This is a genomic window from Brevibacterium luteolum (assembly GCF_013004595.1).
Lineage (GTDB): Bacteria > Actinomycetota > Actinomycetes > Actinomycetales > Brevibacteriaceae > Brevibacterium > Brevibacterium luteolum.
This window is the reverse complement of the sequence record NZ_JABEMC010000015.1, coordinates 1-25339: the sequence shown is the minus strand read 5'-3', so window position 1 is coordinate 25339 and position 25339 is coordinate 1. Positions and strand designations below refer to the sequence as shown.

Sequence of the window (25339 nt, the reverse complement as noted above, 5' to 3'; positions counted from 1 at the left end):
TTCCGTCATTGACGAGATCGAGCGCTGATTGCTTGAACTCATCTGTGTAGATCTTGGGCATGACTTCTATCCTTCCTGGAATCTGTCCAGTCGTGAAGTCAACCAAACCTTCAGCAGTCCCGTTCCTCTCGGGAGGATGGTCCGGACCTGCCGGCCACCAGGGCGGTCTTGCCGGCTTCCAGGAACTCGGCCTTCCACCGTCCGATGGACTGCTCACTGACTTTCTCCTTGCGTGCCGCTTCGGCGATGGACATCTCGCCGGCCAGCACGCTCAGCACTATCCGGGTCTTCTTCTCCGCCGGAATCGAGGGTGGTCTACCCATGTCTGACTCTCCTTCAGGACCTACATAACGGCCCTGCCACTAAGTCTGACGCGCGACAAAACGACCCAAGACCGCGAAGCTGGTGGCCAACCTGCGGCTTCGCGACTATGTCCAGGACAGACTCTCTGGGAAGGTCACTGGCCCGGACGGGACGCCGGTGGAAGGGCCGGTCACGCCGACGTGGAAGGGGTTGAACAAGCCTCGTCGGCAAGATCGACGGTGGGCCACCAGTTGGAGCCCGGAGCAGATCAGTCACCGCTTGAAGCTGGATTTCCCTGATGATGAGTCAATGCGTATCAGTCATGAGGCGATCTACCAGGCGTTGTTCATCGAAGGCCGCGGCGCACTGAAGCGTGAGCTGGTGGCTTGCCTGCGAACGGGCAGGGCGTTGCGACAGCCCCGTGAGCGTTCCCGGAACAAACCCGGCGGTCATGTCGGCGCCGAGGTCGTGATCAGCCAACGCCCCGCAGAAGCCGCTGATCGTGCTGTTCCAGGACACTGGGAAGGTGACCTGGTCATCGGGACCGGCCGCTGTGCGATCGGGACCTTGGTCGAGCGTCGCAGCCGCGCGACGATCCTGGTCCACTTGCCCCGCCTCGACGGCTGGGGCGAGCACCCTCCGGTCAAGAACGGCCCCGCGCTGGGCGGCTACGGTGCAGTCGCGATGAACGCGGCTCTGGCCGCTGCGATCACGACCCTGCCCCAGCAGTTACGCAAGACGATCACCTGGGACCGCGGCAAGGAACTATCAGGACATGCCGCGTTCACTCTTGAGACTGGCACCAAGGTGTTCTTCGCTGATCCGCACTCCCCGTGGCAACGGCCCACCAACGAGAACACCAACGGCCTGCTACGTCAGTACTTCCCCAAGGGCACCGACCTGTCCCGCTGGAGCGCAGACGACCTCGAAGCGGTGGCCCACACCCTCAACAACAGACCCCGCAAGACCCTCGGCTGGAAGACCCCCGCCGAAGTCTTCGGCGAAGCACTACAATCCCTGAAACAGGCCGGTGTTGCAACCACCGGTTGAACCTGCCCAATACGTTGCCATTGCCTACACTGAACGCCTCATCACCGCAGGAATCACCCCATCAGTCGGAACAGTCGGCGATAGCTACGACAATGCTCTTGCTGAAACCGTCAACGGCTTGTACAAGGCCGAGCTGATCTACTCCCAGCCGGCCTGGAACAGCCTGACCGATGTCGAGTTCGCGACCATGAACTGGGTCCACTGGTGGAACACCGCCCGGCTGCACGAAGCGCTGGGTTACCAGACGCCAGCAGAAGTCGAAGCGCAATACGCCGAAACCCTCACCAACGATGAACTGTCTTTACCAACCATCTAGGAACGAAACCCAGGACGCTTCACCTCACCCACGCCGACACCCCCACCGGGCAGGGGCTGCGCGAGCACCGGCGCGCGACCCGGACACGGCGTGAGCCCGACGGCTGGATCAACATCGACGATGCCACCACCAACAACCTCAAGCACGTCTCCACCCGCGTCCCGCGCGGCGCGATGACCGCCGTGACCGGAGTCGCCGGATCGGGCAAATCCAGCCTGATCCTCGGCAACCTCCCCACCGTCGAACCCGACGCGATCGTCATCGACCAACGCCCCATCCGAGGATCGCGTCGCTCCAACCCCGCCACCTTCACCGGCCTGCTCAACCTGATCCGTGACGTGTTCGCCAAGACCACCGGAGCACCTGCCGGGCTGTTCACCCCCAACTCCACCGGAGGATGCCCGGCCTGTGAGGGCAACGGCGTCATCTACACCGACCTCGCCTTCATGGAAGGCGTAATCACCCGCTGCGAAGTCTGCGAAGGACGACGGTTCACCCCTGAAGCCCAAGAGCATCACGTTGCCGGCAAGAACATCGCCGACGTGTTCGAGATGAGCGTCACCGATGCAATCGACTACTTCACCCAGCCCGCCATCGGGCGCATCCTGTCCCGGCTCCACGACGTCGGACTCGACTACCTCACCCTCGGGCAGACCCTCACCAGCCTCTCCGGCGGCGAACGTCAGCGACTCAAGCTCGCCACCGAACTCGGCACCCCCGGCCGCACGATCATCCTTGACGAGCCGACTACGGGACTGCACATCGCCGATATCTCCCGGCTCATCGGACTGCTCGACAGGCTTATCGATGCCGGATCGACGCTCGTTGTGATCGAGCACAACCTCGACATCATCGCCGCCGCCGACTGGATCATCGACATCGGCCCCGAGGCCGGACACGACGGAGGCCACATCGTCTTCGAGGGCACCTCGGACCAGATGACCGCAGACAGCAATACCCATACTGCCGAACACCTACGCCGCCACCTCGCGGACTGATCGTGCACTCCCGCCCCAGCGTCACCAGTTCAAGTCGTCCTACGTGCCTGCGGCGAGCGCAAGTCCTCCCAAAGCCACAGCCGCTTGGAGCGGAAGGACTCCGTTGCCCAGCGCGGTGAGCTGCTGGTTGTCCGTGAGCCCGTAGCGATCATCGGTGACCCAGCCATCTGGAAGTCCCATCAACCATTCCGCGAATGACGGTGCGGGCCGTGGCCCTTTCGCCTCGCTCAGGAGTGCTGGCGTTGGCGCGGGTCGTCCGGTGACGCGTTCCCATCGGGCGATAGCTGGGGCGTAGCGTCCCCAGCGGTGAAAATACCCTCGACCAGGGACCACAGAGTCTCCGACTCGGCGCTCTGCCTCGGGTGAGCCATCCGGTCCGTTCAGGGCCAGGTCGATGATCCGATGCGACAGCGCAATCGTTCCCCGCCGCGCCCTCACCTGCTCCAGACTCTCCCCGCCGCGCGAGGAGTCCGAGGCCAACGGTGTCCGGAACAGGACGGTGGGCGAGGACGAAGACACAGAAGCGGTGGTGCGAAGCGCCGATGACTGATGCCGGTAGGACGATCCATCGCGCATCGCGCCGCAGGTCGGCCAGGTCTCCCGCCACGGCACCAAACGCCCGGAGAGGTCAGGTTGCATCGTCTCCCACACCCCACTGGTCGGGTTCCACCTCGCGAAGGGTTGCACTCGCATCGTCGGCGGGGTTGCTGCGGCAGGGATGCTTCGGACATCGGTTGCTCCTTCCGGGAGGTTACGGACCACCGGTGCGGAAAGCAGACCGCGCACGTTCTCGATCACCACGAACTCCGGTTGCAGCGCATCGATCGCGGCCGCCATATACGACCAGAGCCCCGAGTGGGTGCCAGGTGCGAGGCCGGCCTGCTTGCCCACTGTTGAGACGTCCTGACAGGGAAAGTCGCCGCAGAAGATGTCCACTTGTGGCACGCCGGTCCAGTGGATGGTCGTGATGTCGCCGAGATTCGGCGCGTCGAGCCAGTGGCGGGCGAAGAAGCCGGCGACGGGTTCGTTGGTCGCGGAGAACCAGATGGTCTCGGCGTTGAAGACGTGCTCGACGGCTAGGTCCCGGCCGCCGTGCCCGGAGAACAGCGACCCGACCCGGAGACGACGCCCACCAGAAGGGGTGTGGTTGTGTATGAGGGCTCCGGCAGTTCGGTGACCCCGGACCCGAGCCCCTCACGGAGCCCGTCGCCGGGCTGATCACCTGCCAGGTGGACGACACTGCTCAGCCGGCGCCGATGCCTCGCTGACGACGCGACCAGGCACGCCCACTCCCGGCCGTCGGGCCGACACCGATCTGCCCCTCGCTCAGCCCGCCATCGGAGCTGCCACGCGTCTTGCAGGTCGAGGTTTGTCAACCAAAGTTGACATGCGTTCGCGCGGTCGACGCCTGCTCACCTGATCGTCGAAAGGCGGTGGCGTGGTGACGGTCTCGATGCGCGTGATGAGCGCGGGCGACGGGTACAAGTACCTGCTGCGCACCGTCGCGGCCGCAGACGGCGACCGCACCCTTTCAACACCGCTGACCAGGTACTACGTAGAGGCGGGAACCCCACCGGGCCAATGGCTCGGGTCTGGCGTCGCCGCGCTCGGCAAAGGGCAGCTCGCGGTCGGGGACCGTGTGTCGGAGGCCCAGCTCCAGCTCTTGATGGGGATGGGCCGTGATCCGATCACCGGCGACCCGCTCGGGCATGCGTTCCCAGCCTACAAGTCGGTGCCGGAGCGGATCGAGGCCCGCATTGCCGACCTCGACCCATCGCTGAGTCCGGGGCGAAGGGTGAGGCGGTCGCGCGGATCGAGGCCGAGGAGGCCGAGCGCGGCAGGCGACGAGCGGTGGCGGGGTTCGACTTCACCTTCTCGGTCCCGAAGTCCGCCTCGGCGTTGTGGGCGGTCGCCGACGCGGGGACGCAGGCGCTCATTGGTGAGGCGCATCATGCGGCGGTTGCGGAGGTGGTTGCGTTCATGGAGCGCGAGGTTGCCGCCACCCGGTCAGGTGCAACCGCCGGGGACGGGGCCGTTGCGCAGGTCGATGTGACCGGGCTGGTGGCGACGGCGTTCGATCACTTCGACTCCCGCGCCGGCGACCCCCATCTACACACCCACGTCGTCATCTCCAACAAGGTCCAGACCGCCTTCGACGACAAGTGGCGGAGCTTGGATGGGCGGCCGATGCACGCCGCCGTGGTCGCCCTGTCGGAGCTGCACGAGGCGGTGTTCGCCGACCACATGACGCGCACCTTCGGAGTCGAGTGGGAGGCCCGCGACATGGGCCGGGACCGGAACCCGGCATGGGCGATCAGCACCGTGCCGGAGGAGCTGGTCCAGGAGTTCTCGACCCGTGCCCGGCACATCGACGCCGAGAAGAACAGGCTCATCGCCGAGTACGTCGCCCGGCACGGCCGCCAGCCCTCCACGGCGACCGTGATCAAGTTGCGTGCCCAAGCCACCCTGACCACGCGTCCGGAGAAGGAGGTACGGGCGTTGGCCGACCTGACTACCGAGTGGCGCACCCGTGCCGCGGGCGTGCTCGGCCAGGACGCCACCACCTGGGCACGTGGGGTGATGGACAACGACAAGCCGCTACTGCTGCGAGCCGATGACGTGCCGCTCGATGCCATCGGCGAACTCGGCCAGACCGTGGTCGGGGTGGTGGGTGAGAAGCGGTCCACGTGGCTGCGGTGGAACCTGATGGCCGAGGCGTCCCGGCAGACGATGGGCTGGCGCTTCGCCACCATGCACGACCGCGAAGCCATCGTGGCGATGATCGCCGACGCCGCCGAGCAAGCCTCGCTCCGGCTGACGCCGCCCGACCTCGCCACCAGTCCGGCCACGTTTCGGCGGGTGGATGGCACCAGTGTGTTCCGGCCCAAGCACTCGACCGTGTTCTCCTCCGAGCTGCTCCTGGCCGCCGAAGACCGACTGCTCGACCGCGCCCGCACCACGACCGGGCCGACCGTGCCGCTGGCGACGGTCGAGAAGATCACCGCTCGTCCCGATGCGGAGGGTCGGATGCTCGGCGAGGACCAGGCCAACGCGCTCATGAAGATCGCAGTCTCCGGCCGTGTCCTCGATGTGGTGGTCGGACCGGCCGGGGCCGGGAAGACGACGGCAATGTCCGCGCTGCGGCGTGCGTGGGAGAAGGAACACGGCGCCGGGTCCGTTATCGGGCTCGCACCGTCGGCGGTCGCGGCACAGGTCCTCGCCGACGACCTCGGAATCGCGACGGAGAACACGGCGAAGTGGTGGCAGAACCACCTCGTCCACGGCGAAGACTTCCGGGAAGGTCAGCTCGTCATCATCGACGAAGCCTCTCTCGCCGGAACGCTCTCGTTGGATCGGATCACGCACCTGGCCGAACGGGCCGGGGCGAAGGTGTTGCTGGTCGGCGACTTCGCCCAGCTCCAGTCCGTGGACGCTGGCAGCGCGTTCGGGCTCCTCGTCGGTGACCGGGACGATGCGCCCGAGCGGGTCGACGTGCACCGGTTTACCCATGAGTGGGAGAAGACCGCCTCCCTCGCCCTGCGGCACGGCCGCACCGAGGTGATCGACACCTACCTCGACCATGACCGTATCCACGACGGCGAGGCCGAGGCGATGACCGACGCCGCCTACACCGCATGGCGCACCGACCGCGACCAAGGGCTGGTGTCGGTGCTGGTCGCCGAGACCCGCGACCACGTGAGCGCCCTCAACACCCGTGCTCGTGCGGACCTGATTCTCGACGGCACGTTGAAGCCGGGCCGCGAGGTCGAGTTGAACGACGGCACCACTGCTGGGGTGGGGGACATGATCATCACCCGCCGCAACGACCGCCGCCTACGCAACGGGAAGACCTGGGTGCGCAACGGTGACACCTGGACCATCACCGGCGTCCGCGACGACGGGTCGGTCACGATCCGCAAGACCGGCCGCCGGTTCGGCGGCTCCATCGTCCTCCCGGCCGCCTACGTGACCGACCATATTGATCTGGGTTAGCCGAGGTTCTGTAAACGCACCTACCTCTCACACGAGTAGGAAGGTGGGCCGGAGCATGGGCCACGAACAGCAGGAACAACGGAGCACCGAGCCGTTGAGGGCGGTGGTGTACGTCAGGATCAGTGACGACCCCGAGGGTACCGAGCGGGGTGTGGATCGGCAGGAGGCCGATTGCCGCGCCTACGCCGCTGCGCACGGGTGGGAAGTCGCGGCGGTGTTCCGTGAAAACGACACGTCGGCCTTCAAGCAGCGCACAATCACGCTGCCGTCTGGTGAGCGGGTGCGGCGAGTGATCCGCCCTCAGTTCCGCGCCATGCTGAAGCACCTCGACTCTGGTGATGCGCAGGTGATGATCGCCTACGACCTCGACCGAGCGGTGCGCGACCCGCGCGACTTGGAAGACCTTATCGACGCGAAGGTGCTCGGCGGGTTCACCGTCCGCTCTGTGACGGGCTCGCTGCGGTTGGATACGGATTCTGATGTGGCGATGGCCAGGGTGCTGGTCGCGATGGCGAACAAGTCATCTGCCGACACCGCTCGCCGTGTCGCTCGGGCGGCGAAGCAGCAGGCTGTCGAGGGCGCGTGGCACGGCGGCCGGGTACCGTTCGGATACCGCGCCGAGAACGGCGTGCTCATGGTCGACCCGGTGACCGGGCCACTGGTGGTCGAGATGTACCAGCGGGTGTTGGCTGGTGAGTCGTTGTATCGGATTCGGAAGGAATGGAACGAGCGCGGCATCCTCACCACGCACGGCTGCATGTGGTCAGATCGTACGCTCAAGATGGTGCTGCGTAATCCCTCGAACAAGGGAGTACGTGAGTACCGGCCCGTGCTCCCTGACGGGAGTCGCGCGAGAACGTCGAAGATGCATGTGCAGGCGGCGTGGCCTGCGCTGGTGGACGAGGACACTTGGCAGCAGGTCTCCGATGTGCTCGACGCGAGGAAGGAGGCGCGGAACTTCCATGAGCCGGGCAGCGGTGCTGCCGTGCGGATGTATCCGTTCTCAGGGCTGATTCGCTGCTCTTTGTGTGGAACGTCGATGATTCACCGGGGCGGCGTGTATCAGTGCATTCAGCCGACACCTGGTGGGTGTACGCGGTCGATTCGCTCCGCTGAAATCGAGAGGCTTGTGGAAGAAGCAGTGCTCGCGACGTTCGCGCAGATCACCCTTCACCCCAGCAGTCGCCAATCCAGTGATTCGGGTCTCGCGGCGCGGGTTGGGCTGACGGCGACGCTCGACGCCGACCGAGAGCGACTGGCGCGGCTCGATGATGACTACTATGACGGGCTGATCGACAAGGCCATGTGGGTGCGGCAACGCGCGAGGATCGCGGAGCGCATCGACGCGACCCGCCGCGAGTACGCGGCGACGATGCCCGAGCAGCACGTCGGCCCGCGCATCGATATGACCACGGTTGCGGCGGAATGGGAGGGGCGTACTCCGATGTGGCAGTACCAAGCGGCGAGTCTGATCCTGCAAGCGGTGCTCGTGCACGCGCATCCGGCGGACATGATGACCGCTGTGCCCAAGCGCCGCAATGAGAGCACCGAGGCGTTCCATGTGCGCCGCGACGCGCACCGTGCCGCAGTGCTCGAACGTCGGGTCGAGTTCGTCTGGCGCGCATGAACCGCACCCATGGAGCACGGACGGCCCCGCCCTCGACTGATGACGGTTCAAGGTGCGGGGCCATCACGGTTCTGAGAGATCGGCAGTTCCAGGGGCCTGGGTGCTGTGCAGAGCCCGCGCAACTCGGCCAGCACAGCGGGGTCATCTATGACGGTGGTGAATCCCTGTGCGCGACGGGAAGTCTCAGCCAGGCGCTCGCCGAGCGTTGAACCCACAGAAAACAGTGATGGTGCGACGGTGGCGTCCGTCGAGGTGGTGAAGGTGGTCGAGGTGCTCATACTGACAGGTACGACGCCCCGCCCGCGCGCCGTTGCAACTCAGGATGAATCTGACTTACTCGGATTGGCTGCCCAGATCGCAGCCAACAAGCCAGTGTCGCAGCGCAGCGAGTCAAGAGCTTCTCCGTCGAGGAGGCGCAGCAGAATGCCTTCGCCGGTCGGGGAGCCTGCGTGCTTGCGGTCAGGGTTTCCGAGGACGATCCGCACCAGTGCTGTCCATGATCTTGGTGGGATGCCCAGCCGCTCAGGGGTGGCGCGGTCACGGCGCAGTACCTCGACGGCGCGAGCACGAGACGGCAGATCAGCAAGCCGGTAAGCGACATGCTCAACACACGCCACAACGAGCGCGACATCCCAGCCCGTCGAGACGAACAACCCCACGGTGTCCGAAAGTGCCGTGGTGACACGGATGCGGTCGGTGTCGTCAGCCTCATCGTCGTTGTCATCGGTCGTGGGATCGACGGCGAATGCGGGGTGGTAGTCGGCCAGCTGCTCGCGCTCGGCGAACCGGATCGCATCATGGAACCCTGCGATCCTGGATCTGTGGCGCACTTTGCTGGTCGAGGTCAGCATTCCCGCGGCCCGAGCCTCGGCGAGACAGGTGATCCGCACCGCGTGAGTGACCACCGCCCACGGGTTTGCCGCGTTCCGTGTGGACGGGGCGAGCATCACCTCGAATGCCGCCGAAGCGACCGCCCAGGCATCCAGTCTGTACTTGCGTGCCAACCGCTGATACTTCACCGCCGTGAACCGCATCAGCTCAGCCGCTTCACGATCACCCCGCCATGCCCCCGGGCCGGACTTGTCGAGCCGGATTAGCAGAGCGCGTAGACCTTCCGGGCTCTCGAAACCGCCGCTGGTCGAGCCATGCGGGGCCGCAGCATCGTCGCTGGCGGGTGAGGTGTGTTCGTCCACGGTGACGCCTCCCACAAGGGAGGTGCGCCACTGACACCCAGATCAGGGCGCGCATCGGCTCGCCCCGCGCCTGCCGTTTGTCGGCAGGCGCGCTGTTTTGTCACCTCTCGGTGCGGGCACGCGATCCCGTGATCGGGCGGAATCGTCTGTGGGTGAGCTGCCCACGTTGGTTCCGCCCGATCACCGGGGAACGTGACTATTCGGTTTGTCGGGCTACTCGTGGGAGACGCATGAGCGAAGCACCTCCGATCACTGCGAGCACCACAGCGGTGATCACCATCGCTGTGGTGAAGCCCCATTGCCCAGTGCTGATGCCGGTCAGGAGCGGCCCGCCTGCGAGCCCTGCGGCATAGGCGAGGTTGTACAGCGCGAACGAGCCGCCAAGTGTGGGCGGGTTCGACTTGTAGCCCTGTTCACTGATGAGCGTTGTGGCTGGGGCGAGCAGCAGTGCCGAGGAGACTCCAAGGAGAATCATCCCGATGCAGGTCTGCCACAGTTCGGTCGCGAACCCGGTCACCACGAGCGCCGCAGTGACCGCGGCGACCCCGGCACCGACGAGCATCCGCGGGGATGTGGTCGTCACGAGACGGCCAACAACAGGGTTCGCGATGATCGAGGCGAGCGCTGCGAGACCGAACAACAACCCGACCGTGAGCGCGCTTGCGCCGAGGTGCACGGGCAAGACGGGTTCGATGCCGGAGAGCACCGCCGCGCCGACAGCGACGGCGAGAACAATCGAGAACGACCCCGGTACTTTGAGCACCGCGAGTGGCCCGGCGGTGTCATCGGTGACGCGGGGTGAGTCTTTCACGAACACGATCCGCAGCACGCCGTCTGCGAGGGCGACGGCGGCGGCGAACAGGAACGGGGATGCCGTGCCGAAGTGCTCGACCAGGAACCCGGCCAGCGGCGGGCCGATGAGCACGCCGAGAGTGATGGTCGACAGTGCGATGCCCATCGACTGGCCGCGTTTTTCCATCGGTGTGGTGGCAGCGATCAGCGAGAGTGCAGCGACCCAGGACATGCCGCCTGCGATCCCTTGGGCGAGGCGAGCGACCAGTAGCAGCCAGTAGGGTCCTCCGGTGGCGAACAGCAGCGTCGCTGCCGCGAGCCCGACGAGGCCGATGAGGAGCGGTGTGCGTGGTCCGTACCGGTCGACGATGCGCCCGGCGAACAGTGTCGCGACGATCATTGCCGCTGCGTATGAGGAGAAGAGGATGCCGGTGGCTTCTGGCCCGGCCGCCACGACGGACGGCAGGAGCGGCAGCACCGGAACGGCGAGACCGTGGACGAGCATGTCGGTGAACAGTGCCGCTGACGACACGATCAGTGCGCGCGTTGGAGTCGTGCCCCCGGCGGGGGCGGTGTGTGGGGTTGTCATGTAGAACGAATGGTCTTTCTAGGAGAGCAACCCCCGAACCAGCGCGGCGACCGCGCTTTCACGGTGTGAGGGTTGTGGAAGGTCTTGTGGTCGGGTCACCGCAGTGACGGTGAGCCCTTGAAGCAGGACAAGCACGAGGCCCGCAATCTGCGCAGGCGGCAGCGTGCTCGTCGCTGAGGTATCGGTAGCGATCAACTCGGTCAGCCGGACGTGCCAGTCATCGAGCCCCGCAGCTTTCTCCGATGCATCGTCGAACGCTTGGGGTGCGACCAGCACCGTGGAGAACGCCAGCGCTCGGAACAGCGGATCGACGCTCAGCAGGCGCATGTACTCCGAGAGCAGGCTCGACAGTCCAGTGGATACGTCCTGGGCGGGGTCTGCAGGGAACACGCGGTCGGCGTACTCGCCCCATCCCCACGCGAGCGCATCGCTCAGGAGCGTGGCCTTGTCGCGGAAGTGATGGTGCAGCGCGCCGCGGGTCACACCCGCCCGTTCTGAGATCGCCTCGAACGTTGCCCCCCGCCACCCCTTCTCTTCGAAGGCCATCAACGCCGCCTCACACAGCGACAGACGCGTTCTCTCCGCGTCCTCAACCGAACGTCTCATATATACATGATAATCCGTATGTAACTGGCTCGCGCAACCCCGCTCTACCGTCAAGAAGCTATGCACGGATGCTACGGCCGGGGCCGTAGTGCGCACCTCTCCTGCAAGGACGACCTTGCGGGAGGCGGTGACAGGCGTGAAGGGCGGCGTGATCCTGTTCCGCGGCAACGGTGCCGCCGCTCGCCGCTATGTCGAGTCCGACCGGTCCGGCGCGGACGAGTACTACCTCGGCGCCGACGACGCCGTGGCCGAGTACGCGGTCCTCGACGCCATGGGCGAGGTGACGGTCTCTCGGTCGCTGACGTCTGCTGAATACGAGGGGTGGGTGGACTGGATCAACCCGGTCACGGGCGAGCAGATGGGTACTCCACGTCTGCCGGGTGACGGGCGCAAAGGGTCGCCGTTGTTCGCGGAGATGACGATCAACGCCCCCAAGAGCCTGTCGGTCGCCGCCGCCCTCCACCCCGACGTCTCCGCAGCGCTCGATGCCGCGCAGCAGGACGCCCTCGCCGAGATACGCCGCTGGCTCGGCCAACACAGCGTGACTCGGGTCGGCCCGAGGGGCGCGCAGGAGGTCGTGCCGATCGAGCACATGCAGGTCGTCGGCATCCGGCACAAGACCTCGCGGGCGGGTGATCCGCACCGGCACATCCACATGCAGATCGGCACCAGAGTGTTCGCGGCTGGGAAGTGGCGAGCGTTGGACACGGTGGCGTTGTTCAAGCAGCAGGGCGCGATCCGCGCGATGGGCAGCGCGGTGATCGCCGCGCACCCGCAGCTCACCCAGACCCTCACCGAGCACGGCCTGACCCTCGACCCCGTATCGGGCGAGGTGGCGGAGCTGGAGCCGTTCAACCCGGTGATGTCGAAGCGGTTGGCACAGATCAGCCGCAACCTCGACCGGCTCGAAACCGAATGGGAACAAGCCCACCACGGTGAGCAGCTGGGGCCGGTGATGAGCGCACGGTTGCAGGGCATCGCGTGGGCACACCAGCGCCCCGGGAAGAAGCCGGCCGATCTCAAGAACGAGCAGTGGTGGCGGCAAGAACTCACCGACGCCGGCTACGAACCCGAGCATCTGGAACGCAAGCCCGTGCAACCCGCGATGTCGCTAGATGACCTTGCCGTGCAGGAGGTCGCATCGCGGGCACTCGACCGGTGCGCCGCCGGGGCGTCGGCGTGGACCCGGCACACGATCCAGGAGCACATCACCCGGATCACGACCGAGGCAGGCGCGCAGGCCACACCGGCGGAGTTGCGGAAGTTCATCGCGGTTGCGACCGATCTCGCGATCGATGACTGCTTCTCGATCCTGCCACCCGATGCGCCGACACCGGAACACGTCGCCCACCTGACCAGTCTCGGCGTGATCGCCGCCGAGACCGCGCTACGCGACCAACTCACCACCGCAACACCACACCAGGAGCCGGAACACCCGGACGTCACCGAGGCCGCGCAGGCGGCAAAGCTCGATGAGGGGCAGACGGCCGCCGCTGCGGCGGTCGCGTCGGCTGATCCGCTGGTGATCGTGGAGGGTGCGGCCGGGGCCGGGAAGACGACGATGCTCGGCGTCGCCATCCACGTTGCCGCCGAGCAGGGCCGTGGGTCGCGAGTGGTCGCCCCGACCTTACGAGCAGCACAAGTCGCACACGACGGCCTCGGCATCCCCGCCACCTCGGTTGCGGCGCTCGTGTATGCGCATGGGTGGCGATGGAACGATGACGGCGTCTGGACCCGCCTCGCGCAGAGCGATATCGACCCCGACACCGGGCGCAGCTTCACCGGCCCGACCGAAGAAGGGCGGCTGGTGCGGGGTGAGCGGGTGATCGTGGACGAGGCCGGGATGCTCGACCAAGACACCGCCCACGCCCTCCTCACCATCACCCAAGAGGCAGGCGCAACAGTCGCGCTCGTCGGCGACCGCGCCCAGCTGCCCGCCGTGGGACGGGGCGGGGTACTCGACATGGCCGCCCAGATCAGAGGCCGCACCTACGACATGACCGAGCTGCACCGCTTCACCGACTCCGCCTACGCCGCGCTCACTCTCAAGATGCGGGACCGGGAGAACCCCGGCGACGTGTTCGACCAACTGGTCACGATGGGCGTCGTGACCCTGCACGCCGACGACGACGCGGCCCGCGACCACATCACCGCCAACGCCCGAGACGGGGAGGCGATCACGGTGGCGACCAACGAGGAAGCTGCCGCGGTGAATGAGCGCATCCGCACCGGCCGGGTCGAACAGGGCGAGGTGGACGACACGGTGACGGCGACCGGCAGCGACGGCCTGCCCATCGGGGCCGGTGACCTGATCCAGACCCGGAAGAACGACACCAGCCTGGGTGTCGCGAACCGGCAGCAATGGATCGTGCAACGGCTCATCGATGATGGCACCGTGTACGCACGTGAGGTCGGCAACAAGCAGAAGAACCTCCGCACTGTCGCCCTCCCGCCCGAGTACGTGAACGAGTACGCGCACCTGTCCTATGCGACGACCGCCTACGGCGTCCAAGGCGCAACCGTCGATACCGCCCACACGATCCTGTCGGAAGCGACGACCGCGGCAAACGTCTACGTCGGCATGACCCGAGGCAGCGACACCAACCAGCTGCACGTCGTCGCCGAAGACCTCGCAGACGCCCGGGCGCAGTTCAACGACGCCATGGAACACGACCCAGCAGACCGCGGCCTCGACCACGCCACCACCCAAGCAGTCGAAGCCGTGCGTGGCTTGGTCACCAACGGCCCTGTGCGGCTGGTCACGGACGAACTCGCTCGCCTTTACGGTGAGGTCGAACGCGCGCTGCGGGCGGCGGAACGCTGGGAACAGATCGCCGACAGGTTCGACGCCCAACGTGAGACTCACCGCGCCGAGACGGACGAGAACACCGAAGCCCTCCGCAAGGCCGAAGAAGCGGTCGAGCAGATACGTGTCGAGGTCGCAGGGCCGCTCACCGCCCGGGCTGAGGCCGATGCCGCGGCCTACCTCTCCGCCGTCGCAGACGAGACCACGGCAAGCGCCCGCCTCGCTGCTGTCGGCCGGTTCGGCAAGCGTAAGGCCCGCACCGAGCATCGCGCCGCGACCGAACGCGCCCGGGAGCTGCGCGGACAGGTCGCCAACGAATGGGGCACCACCCCGAGCGCTGCTGACCAGCTCACCGCATGGGCGAGCAGAGTCGCCGCCAGCCACGCCGAGGCCGATCCCCGCGTGACCGAGGCGGTGCAAGGCGTGGCGGCCGTGACGGCCGGGCAGAAGACGATGCGGGAACGTCACGAGCAGGAACACCTGGCACTGCTGGTCAGCGAGTACGGGACCGAACGCGCCCGCCGCATCCACCTCGGCATGCGTGAGCCCGACCCACACCGCCGTGCCCGCGCCGCGCGTACCGAGGCCGCCGCCACTCGTGCCGAAGCCGACCAGCTGCGCGCTCTGCCGATCGTCGAAGCCGCCGCCCGCATCGACGCCAAGCAGGCCGAGCGGGCCGACCAGCGGCAGCGAGCGGCTGAACGCGCACAGCAGCTCCGCGACCCGTTCGAACATGACACCCACCGCCACGACCCTCGGTCAGACGGGCCGACACGGACCCTATAGAACCGCCGGTCTTAGAACCGTTGGTCTCCGAGACTCCGGATGGAGTTGCATCTGCCGGTACCGCGTCGGAGTGATCCCCGCATGCTCGCGGAACGCCTCCGTCGCACGGTTCCGCGACTGCCATCCGACCCGACGGCCTGCTTCCGCGATCGAGACCTCGGGCTCGCGTAGTTGGCGGCTCATCTCCTGCACGCGCAGCATTGTCAGGTACGCCAGCGGTGTCTTCCCGAACGCCTCCACGAACACCCGGCTGAGCTGCTTCGGCGACAGATGAACTGCGTCGGCCAGCTCCGTCAGGTTCCAGTCATGCGCGACATCGCCGCGCAGCAGCGCCTCGACCTGACGAGCCTCGGCCCGCAACGGTGCGAACCTGCGCTCGCGCGGCAGGGTGGGCCGGATATGGGCACGCTGGTTCGGGGCGATCCGGTGGGGCGATACCTCGATGAACGGCGACACCTGGTCGATGATCGAAAACCACAACGCCTGGGCCCGGTGGAACCGGCTCCGGGCGAGCTCGTCCGTGGTCAGAGCGACCAACTCATCGACCCAGGGCATCAACATGCCTGCCCGGTGCTCACCCAGCCGGAGTATCTGGGCCGGTTCGGTATAGATCGTGTCCGCGAAGTCCTGAGTGTCGAGGCGGTCGCAGAGCATATCGACGTGTTGCCAGAAGAGCTGGTCGAGCACGTAATCGGAGTCGGCGTAGATCGTGGACACCGTGATGTGCCCTTCCGGCTCGGAGCCGCACAATGTGTTCGCGGCCAGCAGCACGACATCGCCGACGTTGATCGGGTGTTCCCCGAACTCGCTGAACAGGATCGCCGACCCGTCGCGCACGACTATCAGCTTCACGAAGTCATACGCGACGGGTCCGACGGACCGGTAGATCGTCCGGTTGACTGCCCGCAAAGCGGCGTGTCCGGTCATCTCCTGCCCTCGTACCGCCCCCTTGCCGGAGGTAGGCACTGGAGCTGTGGCCGGGCGGTAGTCATGGTCAGACGCCTCGTGCGGTTGCGGTTCGCAGTACGCGACCGCTGAGCAGCCAGGTGGACGCGGCGATGAGCAGTCCGATCAGCGCCGCGAGGGTAAGACGGGCTGGCGTGTCGGCGGTGAGCGGCCAAGCGGTGGGGCCGAGTACCCAAAGCCAGGTATCGGCGAGGACATCTCCGCCGAGGGTGATCCCGAGGATCATGATGATGACCGTTGCGCCGAGCGCCCAACCGACGCCGTAGCGGACGGTGAGCCAGAGTGCTCCGAGGACGCCGGCCGTGCCGAGGATCAGCCAGAGCAGTCCGGAACGCAGCAGCGAGACGATGGTCGCCGGGTCGGTCTCGCCGCGCAGGACGGTGTTCGCGAGTGTGCAGAGGGTGACGGCGAGAGTGACGACGGTGACGCACAGCACGAGCCAACTGCGTACGGCAGCAGGGATATTGCCGCGCCGCAGCACGAGGATGCGCCAGCCGGGCGTGAGAGCCTGCCAGGCGAGCACGACGATGATGCAGGCGCCGAGTGGGAGCATCGCGTAGGTGTGCAGGCCGAGAAGGTAGCTGTTCGGGTACACGGCTGCGACTGCGACAGCCAGCACGACCGCCGCGACGCAGAGCGGGATCACGGCGCGGGAGCGCATGACGGTGCGTATCGCGCCGAGCGCGCCGGGGCGGGTGCTGCGTCGGCCGACCGGCCGATTGTCGGTCCGGCCCTCCGTACGCGCAGCGCCGACCCGGATGAGTCGCACGCCGAGGACGACAGCGGCGAGCAGCAGCCCGAGAACGAGAGCGAGTGCCGGGGACTCCTGGGCGAGCGGATCGGTGGGATCGAGGGATTCGGCGTTCTGGTGCGCGCCGAGCAGCGGCAACATCGCCCGCACCGCCCAGGTGGGCGGGAGCACCGGCCAGACGGTGATCTCCGCGGCGAGGCTGCCGATGACCTGCCAGGCCCACGCGGCGAGGAAGACGGGGATGAGTCCCCAGGCTTCGGTGGCGACGTAGGCGAGGGCGAGCACACCGAGGGTGGCGATCCAGCAGCTGGCCCCGGCCCAGAGGATTCCAGTGACGTCGGTCGGTGCTCCGGCCAGGAGCGAGAACGGAATGACGGTCCAGAAGGCCAGTGCATGGAACAGTGCCGATAGCGCGGCGAGGACGAGGAAGCGCGCGAGCACGATGGTCCGCGGGCTGACCGGCCGCCAGAGCGTGCCGCCCTCGCGCGCGACTGCTTCGCGGGCGGTGGTAAGCCCGGCCAGCAGGGTGAGCAAGGGGGCGGCCATCCCCGTGACGTACAGCGTCTGCCACAACAGAGCCGCCCGCTCCTGACTCTCGGGGGTGATCAGAATGCCTGCGAAGCTGATGCCTGCGATCACCAGCCCGAGCCAGGGCAGGTAGGCGGCGGCCGAACCGCGGGTGCGTACGGTCTCGGCGCGGACGGCTGCGACGAGCGGGCGCATCAAGCGGCCTCCGACCGTGCGGCATCGGGCAGGGTGAGATCGAGGAACGCCTGCTCCAGTTGCCCGGCGGGCGCGAAGTCTTCGAGGGTTCCCTGGTAGCGGCAGCGCCCATCGGCCAGGACGGAGATGTCGTCGGCGAGTTGGGTGATCTCGCCGAGCTGATGGGAGCTGACGAGCACGGTCCGCCCGGCGGCGGCGTAGTCGCGCAGCAGATGCCGCAGTTCGACGATGCCCTGCGGGTCAAGCCCGTTCTGCGGCTCATCGAGGATGAGCAGGTCTGGTTCGGTGAGGATCGCGATCCCGAGCGCGAGCCGGGCCTTCATGCCCATCGAGAAGTGCCGTGCACGTTTCCGGCCGGTCCCGGCGAGTCCCACGATGTCGAGGACTTCCTCGATACGTTCCCGGCCGACCCCGGTGAGACGGGCGTGCACGAGCAGGTTGTCGAACGCGCTGAGATGACCGTAAATCGCAGGGCCGTCGATGCTGGCCCCGATCCGCTCCAACGTCGTCCGGCTCCGCCCGCCTCGCATCGAGGTGTCCCCGAGTACGTCGATCGTGCCGGAGTCGGCGTCCATCAGCCCCAGCAGGATGCGGAAGGTCGTGGACTTCCCGGCACCGTTGCGGCCCAGCAGGGCGTGGACCCGCCCGGTGGTGACGGTGAGGTCGAGGCCATCGAGCACCACCGTATCGCCGCGTTGCAGCCGCACATCGACACAGCGGACAGCGGCGGCGCTTCGGTCGACGGCAGTGGCGGATGGGCGTGCGTGATCGTCATGAGAGACCATCGCGTGGTTCTCCTTTCGCGGATGATGGGGTCAGGCGTCGCAGACGGTGAACGCGAAGGTGCGCAGCGTGCCGATGGAGCCGTCGGAGATCTCGCCGATGTCGGGCAGGTCCTTGTTCTGATCGACTGCGTTGAGCGCGTAGACGGTGCCGTCAGGGGCGGTGAAGGTGAGGACCGGGTCGCTGTCGGAGTTCTGTTCGCAGGCGACGGTGCCGTGGTCGACGGTGAGGTTCCAGGAGTGCCCGAAGTCGTCCTTGCTGACCTCGGCCGGGTTGCTCGTCGCGGTTACCTTCGGCCCGTCGACAGGGAAGTCCTCGGGATGTTGCATGCCGTTGCACCCGGCCAGCCCAATCGTGCCGAGGATGAGGGCACCGGCCGCTGCGGCGAGCCGTCCGGTGCGGCGGCGCGGGGTCATGGGGGTCATGGGGTCTCCTTCAGTTGGGCGAGTGCCATGTAGCCGTCCTCGAGGTTGGGGTCGGCCGGGCTCGCGTCGGCGGGTGGGGTGTCGGTGATGATCCGGTATTGGGTTCCCGCCCCGGTGGTCGTCGCGTTGACGACGGTGACGTGCTCGGGCGGCGGTGCGGTGCGGGCTGCGGTGAGCCAGGTGCGTCCGCGGGCGGCGTCGATCAGCCCCTCGGTGGGGCCGTCGTAGCGGGCCCGGCCGTCGCGGAGCACGAACACGTACGGGCAGGTCTGGGCGACATCGTCGAGGATGTGGGTGGACAGAATCACGGTGCGGTCCTGGCCGAGGCTGGCCAGCAGGGTGCGGAACCGCATCCGCTCTTCCGGGTCGAGTCCGGCGGTGGGTTCGTCCACGATCAACAGCCTGGGGTCACCCATGAGCGCCTGCGCGATGCCGACGCGGCGACGCATCCCGCCGGAGAACCCGCCGATACGCCGATCCTGCGCGTCGGTCAACCCGACCCGGGCGATCAGCTCGCGGGCCTGCCCCTTTCGTGCGCTCGCGTTGTCGATGCCCTTGAGGACGCCGACGTAGTCCAGGAACTCCAGCGGGGTGAGGTTCGGGTACGGTTCGACGTCCTGCGGCAGATAGCCGAGCGTCTTCTTCACCGCCCGCCGGGTGGACGCGTCGGCGAGGTCGTGGCCATCGATCTGCACCCGGCCGCGAGTCGGCTGGATGATGCCGCACAGGATGCGCATGAGGGTGGTCTTCCCGGCCCCGTTGGAGCCGAGCAGCCCGATCATGCCCTGCGGCAGATCGAGGGTGACGTCATCGAGTGCGGCCGGCTTCTTGCGGAAGTCCTTGCCGAGATGATCCATCGAGATGAACATGCGGTTTCCTTTCAACGCTTCCGGGTGCGTTCGGCCAGCGACGACCCGGCCAGCAGCAGGGCGGCGATGATGACGAGTTGGAGGACCAAGGAGATGGCCGCGTTCAACGGAGTGCCGTCGAACCCGAGGGGACCTGAGGCGGGATAGATCGAATCGGCACCGAACCAGCCGGCGACGATCGCGTCGCCGATGACGGAGAACACGGTGCCGTTCGGGGTTGGGAGCGGCAGCACAGAGCTGGAGAAGATCAGGAAGAACCACACCAGCACCGCCACGATCCGTCCCAGCGCTTTCGGCATCAACACACCACAGACCCCGGACAGTGCCATCGTGATCAACGCCGCCGGGGCAACGATGGTCGCGGTGACGGCCAGCGCGCCCGGTAGGGACCAGGGATGCCCGCTGATCGTCTGCATCAGCCCCATCACCAGCAGCACCGCCAGCGACGGGGCGATGACGACACTGAACGCTCCGAGCACCCGCGCGGTCCGCAGCAGCGCACCCGGGGCGGGAGTCGAGGCTTCGAGCTCGTGCATGCCGAGCTTCGCTTGTGCGGTGAAGAAGTCCGCGAACGCGGCCGCGTAGGCGATCCCGGTGAACATCGCGATGATCTGCCCCGAGAACGCGAGGTCTGCGATCCCGCCGGTACCGGGCCGGGCTGGGGAGATGACCGCGAGCAGTGTCGCGAATGCGGTCAGCGGGATCGCGGTGAACCAGAGTGCCTTCTGCCTCCGCGCGACTCGGGAATGCGTGCGGGCCAGGTCGATGAGGGTCATACCGTTGCCACCTTCGCGATGTTGCGTTCCGAGTTGCCGAGCCGCTGCCAGGCCAGGACCAGCAGGACCGCCGCGGCCGCAAGCGGCACGCCCCGCTGCAAGTGCAGTGGGAGCACGTACGGGTCCCAGAGCATCGCGAGGAACATCCACGCTGCGACGACTGCGATCGTCGTGGCTGACGCGGTCCCGGCGTATGCCGCTGCGAACAGGGCGATCACCGCGACGAGCACGACTGCCCCGGCAGGTGAGGCCACGCTGGCCCACCCGATATCGCGCGGCCACATCCCGAGCAGATGCAGGGGCACGACCATCACGACCGCACCAGCCAGCCCCGAGACGGTGACGAGTAGGCCGCGCAACAGTTGGACGGTGCGGAAACCGACGGTCGTCGACTCGTGCAGCTCGATCAGCGGGTCACCGGTGAGGGCGACTGCCACGCACACCCCGGCGCAGATCACAAAGACCTGCGCCAGCCAGGTCACCAGCGTCATCGCCTGCGATGTCGGCCACGCCGACGACACCAGCCAGCCCGCGACCGCGACCAGGCCGCCCGCGATCACCGGACCTACGGCGATGGGCAGGCCAACGCGGCGCCATTGCGTGCCCAGCAGCGCTCCCGACATCCGATCCACCTTCCTGAACCAGGCCGACGCGCAGGGTGCTGTTCGGCCTTCACTGGATCAGTAGCGGTCCGGACGGGGAAGGTTCACACCGGTTCAGGAAGTCCTCCGCGGCGGGCAGCGGCAGACCGGGCGGAGATGATCGCAGCGGCAAGGATCAGGATGCCGAGCGCCGCGACACCGGCCGGGGTGATCGCCTCCCAGACCACGCCAGAGATCGCACCGAGACCGATGCTCATCGTGCTGTTCGACGCCGGAGTCACCAGCGGAATCAACACCAGGCCGGCGATCATGCCCGCCCACGGCACTGCCCAGATCGCTACGAAAGTCGCGACACCAGCGATCACCGCCAACGGGACCATCCAGCCGGCCAGTACCGCGCCCAGTCCACCGGTGTGCCCCCACGCCGTCACCACCACCGACGCCGCGGTCCCGCAGACCACGTCGAGAACCAGCACGATCCCGATCCGCGCCATCACGACGACCTGCGGCCCCAGCGGCGTCGACAGCGACACTGCATCCGCTCGGCTCGGCGACAACGCCATCGTCACCGTCGCCGCCACGCCCAGCAGCATCAGTGCGGAGAACCCCGTCACGGCCGCCGACGCCCCCTGGCTCACCCCGAGGAAACGGGCGGCGAGCACCGCCATCGTCACCGTCACCAGCACCACCGGCAGCACGAGCCACGGCACCACCCGCACCTGCGCCCACGCCAACGCCCCAGCCAATCGCAGGCTCCGGGCCGCGGACCAGCGCGGTGCGTCGAGCGGGGACGGCTGCGCGGCTATACGGCGATGGATCGTCGAGAAGTCCGGGGCCTGCGCGGCACGCTCGGACTCCCACCGGCGCAGCACGTCGCGGATGTCCTCGCCCCGGTTCTGGTTCGATTCGTGTTCAGGCATCCTGCCTCCTCAGTTCCTCACGCAGCTGCCTTCGCGCCCGTGACACCCGGCTCTTGACCGTCCCGACCGGCACACCGACAACGTCGGCGATCTCCTCGTACGGCAGCTCGTGCAACCACGCCAACCGCACCACCTCAGCCAAGCTCTCCGGGAGCGCATCGAGCGCATCCAAGACGGCAGCCGCCTGATCGGCGGCCAAGACCAGTTCGGCCGGGCCGAGTTCGTCCGAGGGCAGCTCGTTCGCCTGCTCTTCGTCGAGGGGCACCTGTGGCAGGCGTTTGCGGCGGGTGTGCATGTAGATCTGGCGCTTCGCGATACCGAGTAACCAGGTGAGCACCTTCGCGTCGCGCCGGAACGCGCGCGCCGATCGCCAGCATCCCAGCCAAACATCCGCACTCACCTCCTCCGCGACCCCACGGTCCGAGACCCGGGCGAGAACGAACGCGAACACGACCGACGCGTAGCGGGCATACAAGTGGCCGAGCGCACGCTCGTCGCCCCCACCGACCAGAGCCAGTAGGTGATCATCGGTCTGCACATCCCCGCTCTGCACCAACCAGCTTCACCTCGCTCCGCCGTTCCCGTCCGATGTCCATCACCAGATCAGTAGCGCCCAGGCACTCCTAGGTTCACTCCACTCCCGTCCTATCAGGACCAACTGACGACTGACGGAGCGCGCTGAAGGAGACGCAGAGCCTCACGAGCGTCTACTGGCGGGACCCTGTTGCCGAGCGCAGTCACTGCCTGGATCGATGTAAGGCCAATGCTCCGGATCGGCAACTCAGACCTCTGGCAGGGTGGGTCCCCGCAACTCACGGCCGCGGTATCGGCACCCACCGCCGTAGACTGGGGCGCACAGACACACGATCACGGTAGGTGTGTTTGGGGTACCTCGGCTACGCGGTCACCACCCACAGGGCGCAGGGCGTCACCGTCGACACCTCACACGTCCTGGTTGAACCGACCACGACGCGGGAGAACTTCTACGTCGCGATGACCCGCGGCAAGGACGCCAACCGCGCCTACGTGGTCCTCGACAGGGCCGACGAGCACGCTAGCTGTAAGCCCCGGATAGGTTGGGTACACGCGCGGCTGGGGGTTGTCCCTTGAGTGCGGTGTGGCCTCGGTGGTGATTGTAGTGGTGCAGCCATTGGTCGAACGCTTGGACGCGCTGGGTTTCTGAGGTGTAGGGCTGGGCGTAGGCCCATTCCTCAAGCATGATCCGGTTGAAGCGTTCGACCTTGCCGTTGGTCTGTGGTCGGTAGGGCCGGGTGCGTTTGTGCGTCACGTTGCTGCCGAGGGCGTGTTTGAAGGCGTTGGAGCGGTAGCAGGCTCCGTTGTCGGTCAACACTCGTGTGACGGTGATCCCGGCGGCAGCGAAGAACGCGTTGGCGCGTGTCCAGAATCCGGCTGCGGTTTCCTTCTTCTCGTCGGTCAGGATTTCGCTGTAGGCCAGTCGGGAGTGGTCGTCGATGGCGTTGTGGATGTAGGCGTAGCCGGGGCGACGGTTCATGGCCGTGCGGGTTTTGTTGCGGCGGCCAGCGGCACGGCCGAGGACCTTGTGGCCGCCGCCATCGGGGATCCGTCCGAGTTTCTTGATGTCGACGTGGATCAGGTCACCGGGGGCAGCGTGCTCGTAGCTGCGTCGTTGAGCCGGTGAGGTCTTGATCCGGCACCCAGTGGCCGGATCAGTCCATGCCAACGGTGGGCAGCCGTAACGCGTGAGGACCTTGTGGACGGTCGAGGGGTTCAAGTGGAGGTGGTAGGCGATCCGGGCCGGTCCCCAGCGCCGTGTGACCCGTAGCCCAACGATCCGACGCTCGGTACGCCGCGACAACTGGCGAGGGCAGCGCTTCGGACGCGACGACCGATCAGCCATGCCCGCAGCACCAAGGTCACGGTAGCGCTCAGCCCAGCGGCGTGCCGTGGTGACCGCGACACCGAAGCGTTGCGCTGCTCGACGAAGCGGCCATCCATGGTCGACGATGAGCCGAGCAAGGCGCAAACGTCCAGTTTCGGTCAAGATGGCGTTACGGTGGGACATGGAAGACCTCTGTTTCGTGAAATGGGTTTTGTCGTAAGTCCCACACTTCACTCAGGGGTCTTCCCCTATGTCCAGCCGACCCGCCGCGTGTACCTAACCTCCGTGAATCGCCCCGGGGATAATAGAGGCAGGGAGATTGGAAGAAGGAGATTCTCTCTTGCCAGTGAAATATACCGACGAACTCAAGGCTCGTGCCGTCGAGCTCGTCATCCATGCCCAGGCCGACCCGCACACCGCGAACGGGGCGATCACCCGTGTCGCCGGTGAGCTCGGTCTGAGTAAAGAGACCTTGCGAGTCTGGGTGCGTAAGCACAAAGACTCCGGGAAAGCTACCCCGGCCGAGTCGGTCGACCTGGAAGCGGAGAATCGCCGGCTGCGGGCTGAGTTGGCTGAAGCGAAGAGGGCCAATGAGATCCTGAAGAGGGCCTCGGCTTTCTTCGCGGCGGAGCTCGACCGCCCATCGAAGTGATCGTCGCCTTCATCGACGACAATCGCAACGAGTTCGGAGTCGAGCCAATCGTGCGCGCCCTGTCCGGGACTGCTGCACGGATTGCTGTGAGCTCGTATTACGCGTTTAAGAAGCGTCAGCCATCGGCCAGGGCCCGCCGGGACCAGGCACTGATGGTGGTTATCCAGGATGTTTATGAGGCGAACTACTCCTGCTATGGGGTGCGGAAGATGTGGAAGGCGATCAACCGCGACTACGCCGACCGGTTCGGTCCGGTGGCCCGCTGCACGGTGGAGCGGTTGATGCGCCGGTTGGGCATCGACGGAATCCGGCGGAAGCGGAAACGTCCGAAGACGGCCTCGGCCAGGGCTGAGGAGTGTCCGGACGATCTTGTCGAACGCGAGTTCACAGCACCTGGCCCGAACTGCGTTTGGGTCGCCGATATTACGTATGTTCCGACTCAAGCTGGGTGGGTGTACACGACGTTCATCCTCGATGTCTTCCACCGCGAGATCGTGGGCTGGCAGGTAACGAACCATATGCGGGAGTCACTAGCCAGGGACGCACTCACTATGGCTCTCGCGGCGAAATACCGGGCCGGCGAAGACGTTTCCGGGCTCGTGCACCACTCGGATCGCGGGGTGCAATTCCGGTCGATTCGCTATGGCGAGACCCTGGCGGAGTCAGAGGTCGTGGCGTCGGTGGGGTCGCGTGGGGACTCGTATGACAACGCCATGGCCGAGGCGTTGAACTCGGTCTACAAGGCCGAGCTTATCGACCGGAGGGTGTGGTCGGGGTTGATCGAGGTGATGGCGGAGACGTCGAAGTGGGTGGCCTGGTACAACCAGGAACGGGACTGCTGAAGGTTTGGTTGACTTCACGACTGGACAGATTCCAGGAAGGATAGAAGTCATGCCCAAGATCTACACAGATGAGTTCAAGCAATCAGCGCTCGATCTCGTCAATGACGGAA

At 66.8% G+C, this 25339-nt stretch carries 20 protein-coding genes, 4 pseudogenes and 1 other annotated feature; of the genes and pseudogenes, 8 read left to right on the top strand and 16 right to left on the bottom strand.

The genetic code is table 11. The features are described 5' to 3' along the window. Nucleotides 1-110: 110 nt before the first annotated feature. Complete coding sequence (locus HLA91_RS13525) at nucleotides 111-323, bottom strand: helix-turn-helix domain-containing protein (RefSeq protein ID WP_239557063.1); 213 nt, start codon at nucleotides 321-323, stop codon at nucleotides 111-113. Nucleotides 324-375: 52 nt separating this feature from the next. On the opposite strand from HLA91_RS13525, the pseudogene HLA91_RS13520 reads away from it, so the two are divergent. The 3 genes and pseudogenes from HLA91_RS13520 to HLA91_RS13510 form a co-directional block, all read left to right on the top strand. Next, nucleotides 376-1353: pseudogene (locus tag HLA91_RS13520) on the top strand (IS30 family transposase); the annotation flags it as partial. Nucleotides 1354-1357: 4 nt separating this feature from the next. Continuing rightward, nucleotides 1358-1669 (top strand): annotated as a pseudogene (locus HLA91_RS13515) (integrase core domain-containing protein); the annotation flags it as partial. A 56-nt stretch (nucleotides 1670-1725) separates the two neighbouring features. Then, the gene (locus tag HLA91_RS13510; RefSeq protein WP_275587886.1) at nucleotides 1726-2667 is read left to right on the top strand and encodes an ATP-binding cassette domain-containing protein; all 942 of its coding nucleotides are present in this window, start codon (nucleotides 1726-1728) and stop codon (nucleotides 2665-2667) included. Nucleotides 2668-2706: 39 nt separating this feature from the next. On the opposite strand, the gene HLA91_RS13990 is transcribed toward HLA91_RS13510, so the two are convergent. After that, entirely contained in the window at nucleotides 2707-2847 is a 141-nt protein-coding gene (locus tag HLA91_RS13990; protein WP_239557062.1) for a hypothetical protein, read from the bottom strand. A 597-nt stretch (nucleotides 2848-3444) separates the two neighbouring features. Next, nucleotides 3445-3774 (bottom strand): annotated as a pseudogene (locus HLA91_RS13985) (DNA cytosine methyltransferase); the annotation flags it as partial. Between the two features lie 346 nt (nucleotides 3775-4120). On the opposite strand from HLA91_RS13985, the pseudogene mobF (HLA91_RS13500) reads away from it, so the two are divergent. Both mobF (HLA91_RS13500) and HLA91_RS13495 read left to right on the top strand, forming a co-directional pair. Further along, a pseudogene (gene mobF, locus HLA91_RS13500) lies at nucleotides 4121-6657 on the top strand (MobF family relaxase); the annotation flags it as partial. A gap of 58 nt (nucleotides 6658-6715) precedes the next feature. After that, complete coding sequence (locus HLA91_RS13495; protein WP_170275111.1) at nucleotides 6716-8287, top strand: recombinase family protein; 1572 nt, start codon at nucleotides 6716-6718, stop codon at nucleotides 8285-8287. Nucleotides 8288-8604: 317 nt separating this feature from the next. Here HLA91_RS13495 and HLA91_RS13490 read toward each other — a convergent pair whose 3' ends face one another. From HLA91_RS13490 to HLA91_RS13480, 3 genes are all read right to left on the bottom strand, one after another. Beyond that, nucleotides 8605-9480 carry an exopolyphosphatase gene (locus tag HLA91_RS13490; protein ID WP_170275110.1) on the bottom strand — a complete coding sequence of 292 codons (876 nt, stop codon included), beginning with the start codon at nucleotides 9478-9480 and terminating at the stop codon, nucleotides 8605-8607. A 196-nt stretch (nucleotides 9481-9676) separates the two neighbouring features. Continuing rightward, nucleotides 9677-10861, bottom strand: a complete 1185-nt coding sequence (locus HLA91_RS13485; protein WP_170275109.1) for an MFS transporter — start codon at nucleotides 10859-10861, stop codon at nucleotides 9677-9679. Nucleotides 10862-10879: 18 nt separating this feature from the next. Then, the gene (locus HLA91_RS13480; RefSeq protein WP_094455617.1) at nucleotides 10880-11467 is read right to left on the bottom strand and encodes a TetR/AcrR family transcriptional regulator; all 588 of its coding nucleotides are present in this window, start codon (nucleotides 11465-11467) and stop codon (nucleotides 10880-10882) included. A gap of 115 nt (nucleotides 11468-11582) precedes the next feature. Between HLA91_RS13480 and mobF (HLA91_RS13475) the strand changes: the two genes are divergently transcribed. Continuing rightward, nucleotides 11583-15059: a MobF family relaxase gene (gene mobF / locus HLA91_RS13475; RefSeq protein ID WP_170275108.1), complete on the top strand. Its 3477-nt coding sequence runs from the start codon at nucleotides 11583-11585 to the stop codon at nucleotides 15057-15059. Here mobF (HLA91_RS13475) and HLA91_RS13470 read toward each other — a convergent pair. The 10 genes from HLA91_RS13470 to HLA91_RS13425 all read right to left on the bottom strand — a co-directional run bounded on the left by HLA91_RS13470 (nucleotide 15054) and on the right by HLA91_RS13425 (nucleotide 23918). Continuing rightward, nucleotides 15054-15986 (bottom strand): helix-turn-helix transcriptional regulator, encoded by a 933-nt coding sequence (locus tag HLA91_RS13470; RefSeq protein WP_102237363.1) that lies wholly within the window; start codon nucleotides 15984-15986, stop codon nucleotides 15054-15056. The two genes, mobF (HLA91_RS13475) and HLA91_RS13470, sit on opposite strands and share 6 nt — an antisense overlap. A gap of 67 nt (nucleotides 15987-16053) precedes the next feature. Further along, nucleotides 16054-17499: an ABC-2 family transporter permease gene (locus HLA91_RS13465; RefSeq protein ID WP_170275107.1), complete on the bottom strand. Its 1446-nt coding sequence runs from the start codon at nucleotides 17497-17499 to the stop codon at nucleotides 16054-16056. Next, nucleotides 17499-18284 (bottom strand): ATP-binding cassette domain-containing protein, encoded by a 786-nt coding sequence (locus HLA91_RS13460; protein ID WP_102162232.1) that lies wholly within the window; start codon nucleotides 18282-18284, stop codon nucleotides 17499-17501. The genes HLA91_RS13465 and HLA91_RS13460 overlap by 1 nt, the downstream gene beginning before the upstream one ends. A 30-nt stretch (nucleotides 18285-18314) precedes the next feature. Then, nucleotides 18315-18707, bottom strand: a complete 393-nt coding sequence (locus HLA91_RS13455; RefSeq protein ID WP_199173951.1) for a hypothetical protein — start codon at nucleotides 18705-18707, stop codon at nucleotides 18315-18317. After that, nucleotides 18704-19576, bottom strand: a complete 873-nt coding sequence (locus tag HLA91_RS13450) for an ABC transporter ATP-binding protein (protein WP_073117282.1) — start codon at nucleotides 19574-19576, stop codon at nucleotides 18704-18706. The genes HLA91_RS13455 and HLA91_RS13450 overlap by 4 nt, the downstream gene beginning before the upstream one ends. 11 nt (nucleotides 19577-19587) lie before the next feature. Next, nucleotides 19588-20352 (bottom strand): murein hydrolase transporter LrgB, encoded by a 765-nt coding sequence (locus tag HLA91_RS13445; RefSeq protein WP_170275106.1) that lies wholly within the window; start codon nucleotides 20350-20352, stop codon nucleotides 19588-19590. Next, a complete protein-coding gene (locus HLA91_RS13440; RefSeq protein ID WP_102237361.1) occupies nucleotides 20349-20975 on the bottom strand; it encodes a hypothetical protein in 627 nt (208 codons plus the stop codon). Before HLA91_RS13440 ends, HLA91_RS13445 begins: the two co-directional genes overlap by 4 nt. Before the next feature lie 83 nt (nucleotides 20976-21058). After that, nucleotides 21059-21874 carry a hypothetical protein gene (locus tag HLA91_RS13435; protein WP_170275105.1) on the bottom strand — a complete coding sequence of 272 codons (816 nt, stop codon included), beginning with the start codon at nucleotides 21872-21874 and terminating at the stop codon, nucleotides 21059-21061. Continuing rightward, nucleotides 21867-22412, bottom strand: coding sequence for an RNA polymerase sigma factor (locus tag HLA91_RS13430; protein ID WP_073117307.1), 546 nt, complete (start codon nucleotides 22410-22412; stop codon nucleotides 21867-21869). Before HLA91_RS13430 ends, HLA91_RS13435 begins: the two co-directional genes overlap by 8 nt. Before the next feature lie 516 nt (nucleotides 22413-22928). After that, nucleotides 22929-23918, bottom strand: coding sequence for an IS481 family transposase (locus tag HLA91_RS13425; protein ID WP_170275104.1), 990 nt, complete (start codon nucleotides 23916-23918; stop codon nucleotides 22929-22931). A 163-nt stretch (nucleotides 23919-24081) separates the two neighbouring features. Between HLA91_RS13425 and HLA91_RS13420 the strand changes: the two genes are divergently transcribed. After that, a complete protein-coding gene (locus HLA91_RS13420; RefSeq protein WP_170275103.1) occupies nucleotides 24082-24387 on the top strand; it encodes a transposase in 306 nt (101 codons plus the stop codon). Then, nucleotides 24348-24476: a sequence feature (AL1L pseudoknot), on the top strand. It overlaps the preceding gene by 40 nt. Then, the gene (locus tag HLA91_RS13415) at nucleotides 24384-25229 is read left to right on the top strand and encodes an IS3 family transposase (RefSeq protein ID WP_170275102.1); all 846 of its coding nucleotides are present in this window, start codon (nucleotides 24384-24386) and stop codon (nucleotides 25227-25229) included. Its footprint overlaps the feature before it by 93 nt. Before HLA91_RS13420 ends, HLA91_RS13415 begins: the two co-directional genes overlap by 4 nt. The last annotated feature ends 110 nt before the right edge of the window (nucleotides 25230-25339 follow it).

Excerpts from the sequence above, each read along its gene's own strand:
- HLA91_RS13435 (WP_170275105.1), bottom strand. The coding sequence starts at position 21,874 with ATGCCTGAACACGAATCGAACCAGAACCGGGGCGAGGACATCCGCGAC.
- HLA91_RS13445 (WP_170275106.1), bottom strand. The coding sequence starts at position 20,352 with ATGACCCTCATCGACCTGGCCCGCACGCATTCCCGAGTCGCGCGGAGG.
- HLA91_RS13480 (WP_094455617.1), bottom strand. The coding sequence starts at position 11,467 with ATGAGACGTTCGGTTGAGGACGCGGAGAGAACGCGTCTGTCGCTGTGT.
- HLA91_RS13440 (WP_102237361.1), bottom strand. The coding sequence starts at position 20,975 with ATGTCGGGAGCGCTGCTGGGCACGCAATGGCGCCGCGTTGGCCTGCCC.
- HLA91_RS13525 (WP_239557063.1), bottom strand. The coding sequence starts at position 323 with ATGGGTAGACCACCCTCGATTCCGGCGGAGAAGAAGACCCGGATAGTG.
- HLA91_RS13470 (WP_102237363.1), bottom strand. The coding sequence starts at position 15,986 with ATGACCGGACACGCCGCTTTGCGGGCAGTCAACCGGACGATCTACCGG.
- HLA91_RS13990 (WP_239557062.1), bottom strand. The coding sequence starts at position 2,847 with ATGGGACTTCCAGATGGCTGGGTCACCGATGATCGCTACGGGCTCACG.
- HLA91_RS13485 (WP_170275109.1), bottom strand. The coding sequence starts at position 10,861 with ATGACAACCCCACACACCGCCCCCGCCGGGGGCACGACTCCAACGCGC.
- HLA91_RS13460 (WP_102162232.1), bottom strand. The coding sequence starts at position 18,284 with ATGGTCTCTCATGACGATCACGCACGCCCATCCGCCACTGCCGTCGAC.
- HLA91_RS13465 (WP_170275107.1), bottom strand. The coding sequence starts at position 17,499 with ATGCGCCCGCTCGTCGCAGCCGTCCGCGCCGAGACCGTACGCACCCGC.
- HLA91_RS13450 (WP_073117282.1), bottom strand. The coding sequence starts at position 19,576 with ATGTTCATCTCGATGGATCATCTCGGCAAGGACTTCCGCAAGAAGCCG.
- HLA91_RS13495 (WP_170275111.1), top strand. The coding sequence starts at position 6,716 with ATGGGCCACGAACAGCAGGAACAACGGAGCACCGAGCCGTTGAGGGCG.
- HLA91_RS13425 (WP_170275104.1), bottom strand. The coding sequence starts at position 23,918 with ATGTCCCACCGTAACGCCATCTTGACCGAAACTGGACGTTTGCGCCTT.
- HLA91_RS13455 (WP_199173951.1), bottom strand. The coding sequence starts at position 18,707 with ATGACCCCCATGACCCCGCGCCGCCGCACCGGACGGCTCGCCGCAGCG.